The organism is Amphritea pacifica, assembly GCF_016924145.1.
GTDB lineage: Bacteria > Pseudomonadota > Gammaproteobacteria > Pseudomonadales > Balneatricaceae > Amphritea > Amphritea pacifica.
In genome coordinates, this window is the sequence record NZ_JAFFZO010000024.1 from 1 (window position 1) to 16035 (window position 16035).

Sequence of the window (16035 nt, forward strand, 5' to 3'; positions counted from 1 at the left end):
ATGATCCGGTAGTTCGCGCAAATATCAGTGAGCCAGAGTTAGCGACTCAATCAGAGCTCGAACATAAGCGTGCATTTATTCTAAGTCAAAATCGTTTCATTGTTGACAGAGGGGAGTCCACATAAGCGAGCAGCGCAGCCGCGATCTAGCCACTGCCCTTAAACCGCCTGCCCCGCAGCCACTCCCGACGCCCAGGCCCACTGGAAGTTATGGCCGCCCAGATGCCCGGTCACATCGAGGCACTCACCGATAAAATACAAACCAGAAACAGATTTAGTTTCCATCGTTTTCTGATTGATTTCATTAGTATTTATACCACCCATTGTAACTTCGGCCGTACGATAACCTTCTGTGCCCGACGGTTTAATTTTCCAGCAACAGAATGCAGCCGCAACCGCTTCAAGCTGCTTATTGGAGAGGTTTCCTATTACGCCAGAGAGCTCAAACTTTACACAGAGTATCTGTGCCATTCGCTTACTCATCTGCTGCGCCATGATGGTGGTCAGCTCAGCTTTCGGGCGCAGCTCGCGTTGCTCTTTCAGCCACTCGAGAAGATCGAAACCAGGGAACAGATCGATCTCGATCTCTTCACCGGGATGCCAGTAATTGGAGATCTGCAGAATTGCCGGACCACTGAGTCCCCGATGCGTGAACAGCATCATCTCAATAAAGCTGGTTTTACCGATACTCGCCTGAACCCGGTGTGAAACACCGGACAACTCGCTCAGTTGCTCTTTATCTTTGGGTTGCAGGGTAAAAGGCACCAGCGAAGCGCTACGCGGTAACAGATCCAGCGAAAACTGCTCGGCGATATCGTAGGCAAAACTGGTCGCTCCGCCGTTCGGAATAGACAGCCCCCCGGTAGCAATAACAACTGATTTTGCCGCTATATTGCCGGCTGTGGTTTGCAACTGAAAACCGTTGTCGGTTTGTTGCAGCTTATGCACCTGGGTTTCCGTTCTGATCTCAACCCCTGCCCAGTCACACTCGGTGAGTAAAACCTGCAAGATCTCTTTGCTGGACTCATTGCAGAACAACTGTCCCAGCGTTTTCTCGTGATACTCCACCCCGTGACGATCAACCAGATCGATAAAGTCCTGCGCACTGTAGCGACTCAACGCCGATTTACAAAAATGAGGATTTTCTGAAATAAAGTTCGCGGGTGAGTTATGAATATTGGTGAAGTTACAGCGGCCACCACCCGACATCAGAATCTTCCGGCCGATCTTAGCTGTATGCTCAAGCACCAGCACCGAACGTCCCCGATAGCCAGCGGTAGCAGCGCACATCAGACCGGAAGCACCAGCCCCTACAATAACCACATCAACCTGTTGCAAGGTACACACTTCCTGCTTAAAAAAAAACGCATTGTACCCAGTAGAGGTGATTCTAGCGAGTGCTATTGGCTGTTACTGCCCGTCCGGCTGTGACTACCATCACAAAGCGGCGCTGTAGCTGTTTGTTTACAACGGCAGAGAAACACGGTTTCGCTCTTGCGGGCAACAAAGACCACCGGATCAAGCCCTGTACCCTGATGAGAGCCATCACAGAAAGGCTGATTCGCCGAACGGCCACAGGCACACCAGCAATAGGTTTCACCCTCTTTCAGATCAACCCTGGCAGGCGAATCGCCCGCACGATGAACATCAGCATGAGTCATAGTCCGATCTCCATTTACCGCCTGCAGTTTATCTGCAGGCACCAGTAAACGTAGATGAGGCTTTAGCGGAGATCAAACTCCGGAGGGATTTATTTATCTTCGGCTTCCGCCTGGCGAGCCTCTTCAGCGCGCTTCAATCGACGAATTTTATCCGCCAGTGGCGTATCACGTTTAGCCTCAGCGGACTCTGCTGCTAATTCAGCTTCACGGGCTTTTTCGTACACTGACTTATGCTTTTTCTTCTGTTCCAGACTGCGGCGCTTACGGCTCTCATAGCTATCGGGATCAGCCAGTTTCTCGCTGCGCCGGGGCACATCGAGAAAAATGGGCTTTGGTGAAGTACGCTTTTTCTTAATACGTGTCATATCATTTACCTTTATTTCTCTGAGCCGGGCGATCACTCTGTGACTCTGCCTCCAGCCCTTCCTGCGCTTCTCGTTCCTGCTCCAGACGTTCTGCTTCCAGCCGTTGCTGCTCCCACTTTAACAGCCACTCTTCGACCGTTTCGTAGGTTATCTGCCCCAGTTGACCTCCGCGCAATTCGTTAAGCAGTATTTCTGATGCTTTATGCATATCGATCTTGCCGCCGGGTCTCAGTCCGCCACGCTTGCGCCCAATCTCTTCCAGCACCTGGTCGCCGCGCTCTGGCAGTTGCTTCAGTTTATAGCGAGCCACCAGCAACTCTGGGTATGCTTTACGCAAAAACTCAGCAGCGTACAGCGCAACATCTTCGAATTCGATTGCGGTATTTTTAATAGCCCCACTGGCGGCCAGGCGGTAGCCTGAATCGATATCTTCAATTTTAGGCCATAACATCCCCGGCGTATCGGACAGCGCCATACCGTTGCGCAGGGTAAAACGTTTCTGCCCCTTAGTAACCGCGGGCTCGTTGCCGACTTTAGCGATTTTCCTGCCCAACAGGGCATTGATCATGGTGGACTTGCCAACATTGGGTATCCCCATAATCATCGCCCGAACCTGACGCCCATGATTACTTCGCGAAGGCACCAGTTTATTGCACAGATCGGGAATAGTGCTGATCAGCTTTTTCTGCGAATAATCGATTATCAGTGCCTGAGTGTCGGGCAGACTGTTATAAAACGCCGCCCACTCCTGCGTTCGCTGAGGGTCCGCCAGATCACTCTTATTCAGCAACTTGATGACCGGTGTTCCTTTGCGCAGCTGAGACACCATCGGATTTTCACTGGAAACCGGCAGGCGCGCATCAAGCACCTCGATCACCACATCGATCTCATCCATCACCTGGGCGATCTCTTTGCGGGCTTTGTGCATATGGCCCGGGAACCAGTTAATTGTACTCATAATCACAGTCTGCTAAATCAGGGAGCAACATTATACCTGTCGCATTGAAAACAGCGACTTCTTTTGCTGTTTATCCCATAATCCTATTACCTGTATTGGTGATAAACCAGCTGACAACAGAAACTGCTGATTATATGCTGTAGCAAAAAGCAGTTTTGAATGGAAAAAACTATATGGAAAGCACATCAGATTCACAAGTTCTGATGGCCCGCCAGCCGATCTTTGACCGCAGCCAGCGGGTAGTCGCCTATGAACTGCTCTACCGGGACGATCAGGACCCGGATAACAGCCTGTTCCGCAATGCCGGTTCTACCAGTGAGGTTATCCTTAACTCCTACACCAGCATCTCTGATCAGGGGGAGCTGAAACGGGTGCCAGCGTTTATCAACCTCAATCGAGACCTGCTGGTGTCTGACGACTTCCCTGAGCTGCCACGTAAAAACATAGTCCTCGAAGTGCATCACAACATTAAACCAGATCGCGAAATCATCATCGCAATTTACCGTCTGGTCAAGGCGGGTTACCGCATCGCGCTGGATCATTTCACCTATAAAGCAGCGTATGAACCCCTGCTGAAGATGGCACATATCGTCAAGGTTGATGTGCAGAATATGAGCGTTGAGGAAGTGGCCGAGCAGGTGCGGCTGCTAACGCCCTTCAAAGTCACCCTGCTGGCGGAAAAAATCCAGACGGTAGAGATGCTGGAAGCGTGCAATAAACTCGGTTTTAAGCTGTTTCAGGGACACTTCCTCAGCAAACCTAAACTGGTTAAAGGGAAGAAAGTTGACCCGAACCAGGCCGCGCTGTTTGAACTGGTGCAGGAACTTCAGAATCCCAACACCACTCCTGAGCGACTTGAACATCTGATTATCCGCGATCCGGTACTCACCTATAAGCTCCTGCGTATCGTCAACTCAGCGGCCTACTCCCTGGTGCGCAAGGTTGAATCCCTGACTGAAGCGATCGTTATGTTGGGAATGACGCAGATCAGGAAGTGGGCGACTCTGATTGCGCTTAACAACCAGAGCGGCAAACCAGAAGAGATCTGCCGCAGTCTGCTGGTACGGGGGCGGATGTGTGAAGAGATCGCACTGGCAAGCAAACGCAGTAATCCCGGCAGCTATTTCATGACGGGTATGATGTCCAATTTACACCTGTTGCTGGATATTGATCGTGAATCGATGCTCCGGGAAGTCCCCCTGAGTGACGAGATCAAAAATGCGATTCTGTTGAATGAGGGCGAGATGGGCGAAACGCTGATGTATGTTGGCAACTATGAAGCGGGCGACTGGGATCTGTTGCCAACCAATTTCGATTCAAACCTCTATGAAACCTGCTATCGCAAAGCCCTCGACTGGAGTAAAGAAGCGATGCAGGCGCTCAGTGATATCGATTAATCTTCTCTGGCCTCAGCATATCCCCTGGGCCGCATTTGCGGCCTTGCTAACCCACTTCATGCTCCGGGCTGCAGATCGGGATGGGCAGCGGCAAATGCCTGAATCTGCAAACAGTTTTCATTTATCCGGACAATGTTGGGGTAGCGCTCAAGATCGCAGTTGAACCGGTTGGCATTAAATACCTGCGGAACCAGACAAAGATCAGCCAGCGACACCTGATCGCCAAAACTATAACGGCCAGACACCTGGCTAAGCAGCTGTTCCAGCGCGGTAAACCCCTGATAGATCCAGTGCCGGTACCACTCGGTTTTTTCGCCTTCGCTAACACCCAGTTCAGACACCAGATAGTTAAGCATACGCAGATTATTAAGCGGATGGATATCACAGGCAATCAGTTGTGCCATTGCTCGCACGGTTGCCCGATCAGCAGCCGTTTCTGGCAGTAGCGGCACACCACCAGAACAGGACTCCTCCAGATATTCACAGATCGCCAGCGATTGAGTCAGCAGCAGCACTCCATCCTCAAGTGCCGGAACCAGCCCCTGGGGGTTTCGGGCCAGATATTCGGCAGAACGCTGCTCACCGGCAAGCAAACTGACCGGAACCTGCTGATACTCAACCTCTTTAAGATTCAAGGCGATACGAACGCGGTAAGCCGCTGAAGAGCGGCAGTAGTCATACAGAATCATTTATCTTACCCAATATATTTTATTATTAAACAGACGCTTATAGAAAAAATTAAAAGTAGATTATCATAATAAACGGTCAGTCCAGGATTAAGAACGGCTTTGGCAGTGTAGTTTTTGCTGCAGATTATTTTCCAGCCAGCCCTGAAAAAATTCGATAAATAAGCTGACTTTCGGAGGGCTGTATTTGCGATCAGGGTAGATTGCATAAAGGCTGAGCTGCTCTGCCTGAAACTCTGGAAGCAGTAATTCCAAACGTCCCTCCTCAACATAGCGTTCGATTACAAATGAGGCCAGATTAGCCACCCCCCGATGCGCCAGGGCAGCCTGTAATACCAGCAGACTGTTGTTCGCTTTCAGGTCTCCACTGACCTGTACAGTCTGGCTGCCTTCAGCGTTTGTCAGGGTCCAGAGATTGGTATTACTTGCCAGCATAAAGACCAGACAGTTATGTTGTCTGAGATCCTCGGGTGTCTGGGGATGACCATGCTGCGCCAGATAGCTGGGGGTGGCACAGAGGAACAGCGGGATGGAAGCTATCTGACGAGCGATGAGACTGGAATCCGGTAGTTTAGGGTGGGCTATTCTCAACGCCAGATCAAACCCCTCTTTGAGCAGCTCGACATCGCTGTCATCGAGCGCAACTTCCAGCTGCACATCCGGATAAGCAGCCATAAACTCAGGGATCGCCTTTGACAGCAACAACTGACCAAAGGTCATATTGCAGTTAATCCTCAGCAGCCCCCGGGGCTTTCCCTGCAACTGAGACACCAGGTTTTCAGCTTCGTCCACATCTGCAAGAATTGCCTGACACTTCTCATGGTAGGCCGCCCCCACTTCCGTGACACTGAGACGCCGGGTTGTGCGTTGCAGAAGCCGGGCACCGACATGCTGCTCCAGATGTGAAATCTGTTTACTCACTGATGAGCTGGAGATCCCCAGTTCAGAGGCTGCCAGGGAAAAGCTTTTGAGATCTACCACCCTGACGAATACAGCCATTGCCGACAAAACATCCATTCACTGCCTCTCCTGAACACTGATCAGGCTTTAACCTATCAGGGCATACGCTGATACACAATATTAATTCCATAAAGATAATAATCATGGGTCTGAAGCACAAAAAAAGCGACTTCAGAAGCCGCTTTTATCCGCTAATACAGCGATCAGAGTGGCACGATCAGCACCGGCCGCTTTGAGTTATGCATCACTTTATTGGCGGTTGAGCCGAGCAGGAACTGTCCCATAGCAGAGTGCGTCCGGGTTCCCATCACGATGACATCGGCGTTGATCTCATCCGCCACTCTGAGTATGGTTTTCCAGGGAGTTCCCTCCTCTACACGGGAGGTTACAGCGCCTTCATCAAGGATCTCATTCTGCTCAAGTTCCGACTCGCAGAAACGCTGGATTCGCTCCTCAATTTTAAATTTGAGGTTTTCCAGGCTCTGATCATGCAGCTCATTCAGATCCGCCTCACTAATCATGTTTTGAACAATACTCTGCGCTGAGGCACTCAGAGGTTCTATCACATGCAGGTAGGTAATTTCAGAATGATAATGGCCACACAGGCTCACCGCAGCACGAAATGCCGGACGTGAACCTTTATCAATATCAGACGCATACAGGATTTTTTTTACATCAGGTAGCATAACAGTAACCTTCTGATAAAGGGCCCCGGCTCCCTATTAAGAGTAAGAGGCCGTAACATATTAACGATACAGCAGCTCAGGCAGAAACAGCGATATCGATGAGATAAAGGTGATCAGCGCCAGGCGAACGATATCAGCGCACCAGAACGGGGTAACCCCCTTAAAAATAGTACTGGCTTTAACGTCTCTCAGCACCGCACTCAGAACAAATACGTTCATGCCCACCGGTGGCGTGATCAGACTGATCTCAGTCACCACGACAACGACAATACCAAACCACACCAGGTCAAAGCCGAGACTCTGAACCAGCGGGAAAAAGATCGGCACCGTCAGTAGCAACATCGACAAACTTTCAAACACCATACCCAGTACAATGTAGATCGCCAAAATAACCAGAATAACCACCATTGGGGCAACATCCAGGCTGTTGACCAGATCCAGAAGGTCTGACGGCAGGCCGGCACGGTTGATAAAGTTGGAGAAGATCAGCGCACCGATCAACACTCCGAAGAGCATCGCCGAGGTACGGGCGGTATCCGTAAGAATATCGAACAGACTGCCAAAACTAAGCGATCTGCGATACAGGGCAATAATAAATGCACCACCGGCACCAATACCCGCCGCTTCCGTCGGTGTAAAGATACCGAGATAGATTCCTCCCATCACCACAGAGAACAGCGCCAACACACCCCAGACACCATTTAATGCCTGAATCCGCTCGGGCCAGCTCATCTTTTCACCGCAAGGTCCCGCTTCAGGAGTACGCCAGACAACAAACCTGACGGCGCAGAGATAGAGTAAAATACCCAAAAACCCGGGAATAAAGCCCGCCGCAAATAACTCACGGATACTGGTCTCAGTAAGCAGACCATAGATAACCAGAATAACGGAGGGTGGAATCAGTATTCCCAGAGTACCACCTGCGGCAATGGAGGCGGTGGCCAGAGAATCGGCATAGCCATATTTGCGCATCGGCGGCATCGCCACCTTTGCCATCGTCGCGGAAGTCGCCAGACTGGAGCCACAAATGGCCGAAAAACCACCACAGGCAACCACCGTAGCCATCGACAAACCACCCTTGCGGTGACCGAGAAAAGCGTAGGATGCCCGATAGAGCTCATGAGAAAGACCCGACTTGGTAACCAGATTCCCCATCAGGATAAATAGCGGAATCACTGACAGGCTATACTCCTGAGCAGTATTAATCACCCGTTTGGAAGCCATCGTCAGAGAGGAGTTCCAGTTAAAATCCATAAAATTATCAAAGCTCAGGCCCTGCATATAGGCAAAACCAAAGAAGCCCACCAGGCCCATGGCAAATGCGATCGGCACGCGGACCACCACGATGAACAGTAATAAAATTACAAAACCAGTTAATGCAGTAATCATTCTTATAATACCTGTAACGTTGTCAGCGCATTAATACCGGAGACCCGGAATCAATCCCGGGATAGGAAAAGCAGCCGGTAGATACCGTAACTGATCATCAGCGCAGCAGTCGCCCAGCTCATCACGGCAATATAATCGACAATATAACCGACCGGAACCTGCAGAAACTCGGTCACTTCGCCCCGACTATTTGAACGTACTGCCAGTTCATGGATACGAACAGCAAGAAAATACAACGAAGTAGAGATAAGCAGCGCAGACAGCAGACCTAACACTTTGATTACCGTACCGCCCAGTAGCCGGTCCAGAATATCAACGACTACATGACCACCGCGCCAGGTAATAACAGGCATCTCAGCAAAAACGAGAATAGCGAGACTCATCTCAGTTAACTCGGTCGCACCATCAACCGCATTATCGAGAAAATACCGTCCAAACACATCGGCACAGGTCAGCATCATCATAAAGAACAACGTGATGGCAGCTACAAATTCAAGGAGGAAGGCCAGCCAGGCGACCGGCCCCTTCTCCTCGTAGTGCGCTTTCATCCAGGCACTGAAGGACATAGCAGGCTCCTTACTTGTAGCTGCGGGCGATCTGACGCAGCTCAGCCAGCGCGGCTTTAGCGTCGACACCACGGTCAGCTACAGACTCATAGAAGGCCTCATCCATGCCCTTGGTAAGCGCCTTAAACTCTTCAGCCATCGGCTCACCCTCTTTGACCTGAACCACATTGACACCGTTTTCCTGCGCAGCTTTAAGGCCTTCAATATCCGCCGCATCCCAGGCACGCCCAGCCATGGCTGACAGTTTTTCACCAGACACGCTGAGAATAGCGTCACGATCCTTAGCATCAAGATCAGCCAGGAAGTCGGGGTTCATAAAGATCCCAAAGCTCCCCAGATACATGCCACCCGGCAGTGCAACGACATTGCGGGCAACTTCATGCAGACGCAGAGATTTCTGCTCACCCATCGGGATAAACACCCCATCAATAACACCCTGTTGCATCATCTCGTAAACTTTAGGTGCCGGTGCGCCAACCGCCGTCACGCCCATACGCGCACCGATCTCACCCTGAACACCACCGCCAAGACGGATCTTCTTTCCTTCCAGCTCAGACAGAGAAGAGATAGGTTCAGCCAGATGGATCTGACCAGGCCCATGGGTAAACAGACCAATCACCTCAAGACCATCATGCTCATTAGCCTTAGCAAAATATTTCTGATGTACCCGCCAATGGGCGACAGATGCCGCTTCTGCACTCGCCCCCAGCAGCGGCTGCTCTACCGCCTGCGTCAGTTTAAAGCGCCCCGGTACATAGCCGTGATAGCTCCACGAAGCATCCACTACGCCATCTTCCACCAGCTCAAACATGGTTTTTGGATGACCCAGACCATACTCAATCTCGACCTTAACACGGCCCTCGGTGGCATCTTCAACCCACTTAGCCCAGGTAGGCCAGACAACAGCATTTTGTGGATGGGTAGGTGGCAACCAGCTGGCTACACGCAGTGTAGTATCAGCCAGAGCAACGGTAGTTAGTGATGTGCCCAGTGCAATCGCGGCCGCACTTTTCAGGAAAGTCATTCTTGTCATTCGGTCTATCTCCTGGCTATCTCTTGAACGTTTAATACGTCAGTTATTGTTATTAAGAGATTATTGGGGTTTTACCCCTATTTATTATTTATCCTGACCACTCAGGTCAGGGTCTTTCGAATCATAACCAACTAAGTGATACAATTCCATACAACATTAAAAAGAAATGTGTATCAGTTAAGTATTACAGCGCCTCCGTTGCCCTGCTTTGCCTGATCCGCCTTTGTTCTGAGAACCTGAACAAAGCGCATTGTGCTCTGGTCGTCTATCCTGTCTGTCAGAGAGTCCTCGACCCAGCTTTTAGTTAACATGTTAACTTAATAGTATTTACAGGTAAACACCTATAACCACATTCAGTTTTATCTTCTCTGCGTCTGTTCTGTTACGGTCAGTTATGCTGTCCAGGCATCCGGCAGCAACAACCCTGTGTTACATTTACTTATAGACCATATGGATTTAATTACCCCTTACCATGTTGATGAGATTGTTTTTTGCTCATAAACTCGTTGATTTACTGGTAATATCCGCTATCAGCGTTTCCTGTTAGCCTGGATACCCTTTCCGTTCTGATTTATGAGTAGCCCATGAACAAACTCCGTTGTATTGAAGAGTTGGTCGATGACTTTAAGAATCAACGCCCGATCCGGGGCGGTTCTCTGATCATCACTATCTATGGCGATGCCATATCCCCCCGAGGCGGAACAGTCTGGCTGGGAAGTCTGATCAGGTTGCTGGAGCCACTGGGACTCAACCAGCGACTGGTGAGAACATCGATTTTCCGACTGACAAAAGATGGCTGGCTGGCCTCCAGCCAGGTTGGCCGGAAAAGTTTTTACAGCCTGACAGACACAGGACGTCGCCGATTTGAAAGTGCATTCAGGCGAATCTACGCTGAGCTTTATCCCGAGTGGGATGGCAAGTGGGATATGATTGTCACCACTCAGCTCGATAATGAGTTGCGTAAGGTTGTCAAAAAAGAGCTTGAATGGCTCGGCTTCGGTAATATCGCTCCCAGCGTCATGGCGCACCCTATGGCAGACATAACCGAAGTCAGCAGTACGCTGCAGGAGCTATGCGTGCTCAACGATGTGATCCATATGAAGTCCGAACTGGCAGGCAGCCAGACCTCGATTCCGTTGAAAGAGCTGGTGCATGAGTGCTGGAATCTTGACCTGCTGGCCGAAGGTTATCAGGCCTTTCTGGAGCGTTTCCGACCGATTCTCAGAGCCCTGGAGGGGCAGTCCGAACTGGACCCGGAGCAGTGCTTCCAGCTCCGTACTCTGATGATCCATCACTACCGTAGAATTCTGCTGAGAGACCCGCAGCTGCCGGAAAAATTACTGCCGGCCGACTGGAGCGGTACATCCGCCAGAGTGCTGTGCCGCAACATCTACCGGTTGATCTATAAGCGTGCGGAGGAACACCTCTCCTCGACCCAGGAGACCGCCGATGGTCCTCTGCCCGAACCCGCTCCCCGCTTCTACAAACGCTTTGGTGGCTTGTAAGCAGCTGCAACAAAAGATTGCAAGCCACAACAGTTTATGGGTTTAATATTTTAACAGGCGTCCCCAGCGAGTGGGCACCCGATAAACTATTACTATTAGAAAGAACAGATTCTATGCCACTACCTCAACCTGCTGAACGCACAAAAATCCACACCCGTACTGTCATCTGTGAGGGGTTTGAGCGCGCTGATGGCCTATGGGATATCGAGGGCCATCTGACCGATATCAAAACCATCCCGATTACGCTGCGCGACCGGAGTCTGAGTCCGGTGAAGCCCGGCGAGCCCATCCACGATATGTCTATCAGACTGACCATCGATCTGGATTTCAATATTCTCGACGCTGTCGCCAGTATGGAGCACACTCCTTTTACAGTCTGCCCATCAATTGCCGATGCATATAAACAGCTGATCGGCCTGAGAATAGCGCCAGGATTCACCAAACGGTGCAAACAGCTGTTTGGCGGCACCAATGGCTGCACCCATCTGCTAGAGCTGCTTGGGCCGGTGGCAACCACTGCATTTCAGGCAACCCATCAGGCCAGGGAAGCCAGACATGAGCAAGCCAGTGAGGAGCACCGCCCCCATACACTCAACACCTGCCATACTTTTGACAGCGCCGGTGAGGTGGTTAAGAAGTACTGGCCACAATACTACGAGCCGGACAAGCTGATCAGCAGCAAACAGATCAGTTAAACCGCTTCTCGTTTGCATGGAACATTACAAACTCGATAAACAGCCTTACCTTGCCGGGTATGTATTTACGCTCTGGATACAGCATATGCACTTCCCGCGGGTGCGGTTGCCAGCCCGGCATCAGTTTTTTTAACCGGCCAGAGGTCAATGACTTAGTCACAACATAGTCCGGCAGATTGACAATACCCAGTCCATTTTCTGCCGCCCGCGCTGCGATATTCAGCTCATCGACTTTCATCCGCGCATCACCCACAATTTTGACTGTTTCATCCTCTTTACTGAAGTTCCACACCGGATTTCTGCGGGTTACGATCAGAGTGTGCTGATACAGATCCTGCGGGTGTTGCGGTACTCCCCGTCGACGCAGATAATCCTCGCTGGCACAAACACTGAAGCTTGATTCCATTAACGGTCTTGAAATCCAGTTCTGCATCCGCACGTCACCGATACGGAACGCGACATCGATCCCCTCCTCTACCAGATCGATATTACGGTTAACCACTATCAGCTCCAGATTGATACGTGGAAAGCGCTCCATGAATTTAAAAAGCCACTCCGCCAACAGGTCATTGGTGAGGCTGACCGGCGCGGTTACCCTTAGCAACCCGGAAGGCTCTGCCAACTCATCATCAAGTTCTTTAGCGGCATATTCCAGCTCAGTAAAGAGCGGCTGACAACGGTTATAGAACTTGACACCCGCCTCCGTCAGCACCATTTTTCGTGCACTGCGGTGCATCAGCTTATAACCCAGATCATTTTCAAGCTGCTGAACCTTGCGGCTGACGGTCGAAGTGGGGACCGATAACGATTCTGAAGCCGAGAGAAAGCTGCCTCGCTCCACCACTTTAAGAAAGATAAACAGATCCTGATAGTTCATTTGATTACCTTAATCCCATATTTGGGATTATATATTACATTTCTACTACATCTTTTTATATAGGCAATCATATATGATGATTTGATCATAACCATAACAATCCAGAGTGCTTATTTAATGAACATCGCAACCAAACATCTGAATATAAAGCATCCTGATATCAAGCAACTGTCCAAACAGGTCAGATTCCAGAACCATGACGGCACCGTCTGGTTTGGCGAACAGCGCATGCTGTTGATGCAGATGGCGTCACTGACCACCTTTCGCAAAGAACAGATCCTCACCGTCGGTCTGGAGCGGGCCAAAGGCTTTTTTATGCGTCTGGGTTACAGCCTGGGGCAGAAAGACGCCGAACTGGTTAAACGGCTGGCCGGCGATATAGAACCCGAGGAGCTGTTCCGCACCGGTTTTCAGCTGGACTCACTGAAAGGCTCTGTAAAAGTTGAGGAGCTGAAGCTGGAGATTGACCCGGAAAATCAGCACTTCTATGCCCTGCTGAACATGCATGACTCTTACGAAGCTGAAATGTTTATTTCCCAGCTGGGTCTGACAGACGGCCCCGCCTGCTGGGCTCTGGTGGGTCATACCAGCAGCTTCGCCTCAGAACTGCTGGGACAGGAGATCATCTTTAAAGAGACTCACTGTCGCGGCTGTGGCGATCAACATTGCCTGTTTGAGGGTAAGCCCGCTACTGAATGGGAAGACCATCAAACCTACCGCAACTATTTTAAAACAGCCCCCATCATTGAAGAACTTTACGATCTCCAGAATCAGGTTACCGAGTTACGCCATCAGGTGGATGACACCCCGAGCCTGGGCAACCTGATTGGTAAATCCGGCGCATTTAAGCAGGTTTGCAGACTGGCGAAGAAAGCGGCAACCGGTAAGGTTTCAGTGCTTCTACAGGGCGAAACAGGCGTGGGGAAAGAGCTGGTTGCCAAAGGGATCCATGACAGCTCCGGCCGCTCATCCCAGCCCTTTATCGCTGTTAACTGTGCCGCAATCCCCCCGGACCTGATTGAGGCGGAACTGTTTGGCGTCGAGAAAGGTGCATTTACCGGCGCGAACACCAGTCGTGAGGGACGTTTTGAGCGCGCCCATCTTGGCACCATATTCCTCGACGAAGTGGTTGAGCTGAGCCCCCGTGCTCAGGCGACACTGCTGCGCGTATTACAGGAGGGTGAACTGGAACGGGTAGGCGATTCCCAGACCCGTACCGTTGATGTGCGGGTGATTGCCGCAACCAATGAATCACTGGCGCAAGCCGTTGAAGCAGGCCGGTTCCGGGCAGACCTTTACTACCGGCTGAATGTTTATCCGATCGATATCCCACCGTTACGCCAGCGACATGAAGATATCCCGCTGCTGACGGCCCACTTCCTGGAAAAGTACGAAACGCTCTACGGTAAAAACACTCTGGGACTCTCTGATCTGGCGACCAAAGCGCTGCTTAACTATGACTGGCCCGGCAACATCCGTGAACTTGAAAACATCATCGAGCGGGGGGTCATCCTTGCTGAAGATAGCGAAACCATCGATGCCGACTATCTGTTTCCCAGCATGCGTCAGGACAACAACAGCCAGGTGCTATCAAAGTCAGGCACCCTTATCGACTCTGCTCCCGCACCAGAGCATGGAGCCACCAACTGGACAAAGCAGGCGCTTGAACAGTTTGGATCGTTAGAAAAGATTGAAGAAGCGCTGGTCCGGTTTGCACTATCGGAAGCAGAAAACAATGTTGCAGAAGCCGCCCGTATGCTGGATATCACCCGCCCGACGCTGGCTTACCGCCTTAAAAAACTGAATATAGAGGTTGAATAGATGCTATCTGAACAAAGCCAGCAACTACTGACGCTGGCGCTTACCACCGCCCGCAACGCCGGCGTGAATGTGAATATTGCCGTTTGCGATCCGGGAGGCAATCTTTGCGCCTTCCAGCGAATGGATGGCTCGCCTCTGGGGTCGGTTGAGATTGCCCAGAAAAAAGCCCGTAGTGCAGTGTTGTTTGGTGCCCCCACCGAAGCTCTCGGTCAACTGGTACGGGAGCAGCAGCTGGATAGCTTTGAGCAGACTAATGGTGGCCTGATTCTGTTCGCCGGCGGTGAACCGGTCTTCCAGCAGGGCAAACTGATCGGCGGGATCGGCATCTCTGGCGGCAGTGCCGCTGAGGATAAGATGATCGCACTTTCAGCTATCGATCAGGCGGGCTTCACCTCTGCGGGAGTCACTGATGCCGTTTAAGCTTAGCGTAGTAGATCAGTCCCCAGCTCATAATGGTCAGTCTCAAAGTCAGGGATTGCACTACTCTACCCGTCTCGCGCAGCTGTGTGAGGAACTGGGCTATCACCGTTTCTGGATTGCAGAACACCATGATACCGCCAGCTACTCCAGCTCCTGCCCTGAAATTCTGATCGCCCATATCGCCCAGAATACTCAGAATATCCGTGTCGGCAGTGGTGGCGTTATGTTATCCCACTACAGCCCGCTCAAAGTGGCGGAAGTGTTTCGCACGCTGGAAGCGCTTAATCCGGGCAGAATCGATCTCGGCGTTGGCCGGGCACCCGGCGGAACTGACCTGACCAGCAGAGCATTAGCCTTTCCTCACCGGCCAAACAGCGCCGAGCTGTATCCTCACCTGCTAAGCGATCTGAGCGGCTTTGTGCATGATAATCTGCCTGAGGAACACTCCTTTTACGGTATCAATGCCACCCCGGTGGGTGCTTCGGCCCCTCAGCTCTGGACACTAGGCTCCAGCAGCGGCAGTGTCGACCTGGCGGCAGAATTGGGGCTGGGGTTTGTACTGGCGCTGTTTATCGGCACCCATGAACGTCCGGCAGAGATCTTTGAACGCTATAAAGCCAGATTCCGTCCCAATGGTAAGGGGCTGGAGAAACCGCAGACCATTCTCTCTGTCGCCTGCCTCTGCGCCGACAGCAAGGAGGAAGCCGCCTACCTGGCGGCCCCGAACATGTACTGGAAAGTGATGGCATTCCGTCACGGTATCCGTGAGCATATCCGTAGCCCTGAAGAGGCCCTCAGTCTTTATAACCAACTATCACTGTCGGATCAGGCTTATTATCAGGAAACCCTTGATTCGGTGGTCAGCGGTTCAGCAGCACAGTGCCGTGAAGAGCTTGAGAGACTGGCCGATCACTACAATGCTGAAGAACTGATGCTGGTTAACGTTACCCATGATTTTAAAGACCGCTGCAACAGTTACAGCAAACTGATGACGGCATTTTAATCTGAACCCTGCCC

Annotated in this window: 17 protein-coding genes; 6 read left to right on the forward strand and 11 right to left on the reverse strand. The window is 51.3% G+C overall.

Features of this window, described 5'->3' with window-relative positions:
* Positions 1–158: 158 nt before the first annotated feature.
* From JW499_RS14280 to ylqF, 4 genes are all read right to left on the reverse strand, one after another.
* Complete coding sequence (locus JW499_RS14280) at positions 159–1337, reverse strand: BaiN/RdsA family NAD(P)/FAD-dependent oxidoreductase (protein ID WP_205211247.1); 1179 nt, start codon at positions 1335–1337, stop codon at positions 159–161.
* A gap of 62 nt (positions 1338–1399) precedes the next feature.
* Positions 1400–1660, reverse strand: a complete 261-nt coding sequence (locus JW499_RS14285; RefSeq protein ID WP_205211248.1) for a CDGSH iron-sulfur domain-containing protein — start codon at positions 1658–1660, stop codon at positions 1400–1402.
* An 89-nt stretch (positions 1661–1749) separates the two neighbouring features.
* On the reverse strand, positions 1750–2025 hold the full coding sequence (locus tag JW499_RS14290) for a hypothetical protein (RefSeq protein WP_091358420.1): 276 nt from the start codon (positions 2023–2025) through the stop codon (positions 1750–1752).
* Position 2026: 1 nt separating this feature from the next.
* The gene (ylqF, locus tag JW499_RS14295; protein ID WP_205211249.1) at positions 2027–2983 is read right to left on the reverse strand and encodes a ribosome biogenesis GTPase YlqF; all 957 of its coding nucleotides are present in this window, start codon (positions 2981–2983) and stop codon (positions 2027–2029) included.
* Between the two features lie 173 nt (positions 2984–3156).
* Here ylqF and JW499_RS14300 point away from each other — a divergent pair, with 173 nt between their 5' ends.
* Positions 3157–4380, forward strand: coding sequence for an EAL and HDOD domain-containing protein (locus JW499_RS14300; RefSeq protein WP_205211250.1), 1224 nt, complete (start codon positions 3157–3159; stop codon positions 4378–4380).
* 56 nt (positions 4381–4436) lie between these two features.
* Here the strand turns inward: JW499_RS14300 and maiA are convergent, their stop codons facing one another.
* From maiA to JW499_RS14330, 6 genes are all read right to left on the reverse strand, one after another.
* Positions 4437–5069: a maleylacetoacetate isomerase gene (gene maiA / locus JW499_RS14305; RefSeq protein WP_205211251.1), complete on the reverse strand. Its 633-nt coding sequence runs from the start codon at positions 5067–5069 to the stop codon at positions 4437–4439.
* An 87-nt stretch (positions 5070–5156) separates the two neighbouring features.
* Complete coding sequence (locus tag JW499_RS14310) at positions 5157–6083, reverse strand: LysR family transcriptional regulator (protein WP_205211252.1); 927 nt, start codon at positions 6081–6083, stop codon at positions 5157–5159.
* 146 nt (positions 6084–6229) lie between these two features.
* Positions 6230–6712 (reverse strand): universal stress protein, encoded by a 483-nt coding sequence (locus JW499_RS14315; protein WP_205211253.1) that lies wholly within the window; start codon positions 6710–6712, stop codon positions 6230–6232.
* 60 nt (positions 6713–6772) lie between these two features.
* A complete protein-coding gene (locus tag JW499_RS14320) occupies positions 6773–8101 on the reverse strand; it encodes a TRAP transporter large permease (RefSeq protein WP_205211254.1) in 1329 nt (442 codons plus the stop codon).
* A 50-nt stretch (positions 8102–8151) separates the two neighbouring features.
* Positions 8152–8667 carry a TRAP transporter small permease gene (locus JW499_RS14325; protein WP_205211255.1) on the reverse strand — a complete coding sequence of 172 codons (516 nt, stop codon included), beginning with the start codon at positions 8665–8667 and terminating at the stop codon, positions 8152–8154.
* Positions 8668–8677: 10 nt separating this feature from the next.
* Positions 8678–9700, reverse strand: coding sequence for a TRAP transporter substrate-binding protein (locus JW499_RS14330; protein ID WP_205211256.1), 1023 nt, complete (start codon positions 9698–9700; stop codon positions 8678–8680).
* 584 nt (positions 9701–10284) lie between these two features.
* Here JW499_RS14330 and paaX point away from each other — a divergent pair.
* Positions 10285–11205: a phenylacetic acid degradation operon negative regulatory protein PaaX gene (gene paaX, locus JW499_RS14335; protein ID WP_205211257.1), complete on the forward strand. Its 921-nt coding sequence runs from the start codon at positions 10285–10287 to the stop codon at positions 11203–11205.
* Positions 11206–11318: 113 nt separating this feature from the next.
* Entirely contained in the window at positions 11319–11900 is a 582-nt protein-coding gene (locus tag JW499_RS14340; RefSeq protein ID WP_205211258.1) for a DUF2889 domain-containing protein, read from the forward strand.
* On the opposite strand, the gene JW499_RS14345 is transcribed toward JW499_RS14340, so the two are convergent.
* A complete protein-coding gene (locus JW499_RS14345) occupies positions 11893–12777 on the reverse strand; it encodes a LysR family transcriptional regulator (protein ID WP_205211259.1) in 885 nt (294 codons plus the stop codon). The genes JW499_RS14340 and JW499_RS14345 overlap by 8 nt on opposite strands.
* Positions 12778–12894: 117 nt before the next feature.
* On the opposite strand from JW499_RS14345, the gene JW499_RS14350 reads away from it, so the two are divergent.
* From JW499_RS14350 to JW499_RS14360, 3 genes are read left to right on the forward strand one after another with little or no spacing between them, the layout of a single operon-like run.
* Positions 12895–14598 (forward strand): sigma 54-interacting transcriptional regulator, encoded by a 1704-nt coding sequence (locus JW499_RS14350; RefSeq protein WP_205211260.1) that lies wholly within the window; start codon positions 12895–12897, stop codon positions 14596–14598.
* Positions 14599–15018 carry a GlcG/HbpS family heme-binding protein gene (locus JW499_RS14355; RefSeq protein ID WP_205211261.1) on the forward strand — a complete coding sequence of 140 codons (420 nt, stop codon included), beginning with the start codon at positions 14599–14601 and terminating at the stop codon, positions 15016–15018.
* Positions 15008–16021 carry an LLM class flavin-dependent oxidoreductase gene (locus JW499_RS14360; RefSeq protein ID WP_205211262.1) on the forward strand — a complete coding sequence of 338 codons (1014 nt, stop codon included), beginning with the start codon at positions 15008–15010 and terminating at the stop codon, positions 16019–16021. Before JW499_RS14355 ends, JW499_RS14360 begins: the two co-directional genes overlap by 11 nt.
* The last annotated feature ends 14 nt before the right edge of the window (positions 16022–16035 follow it).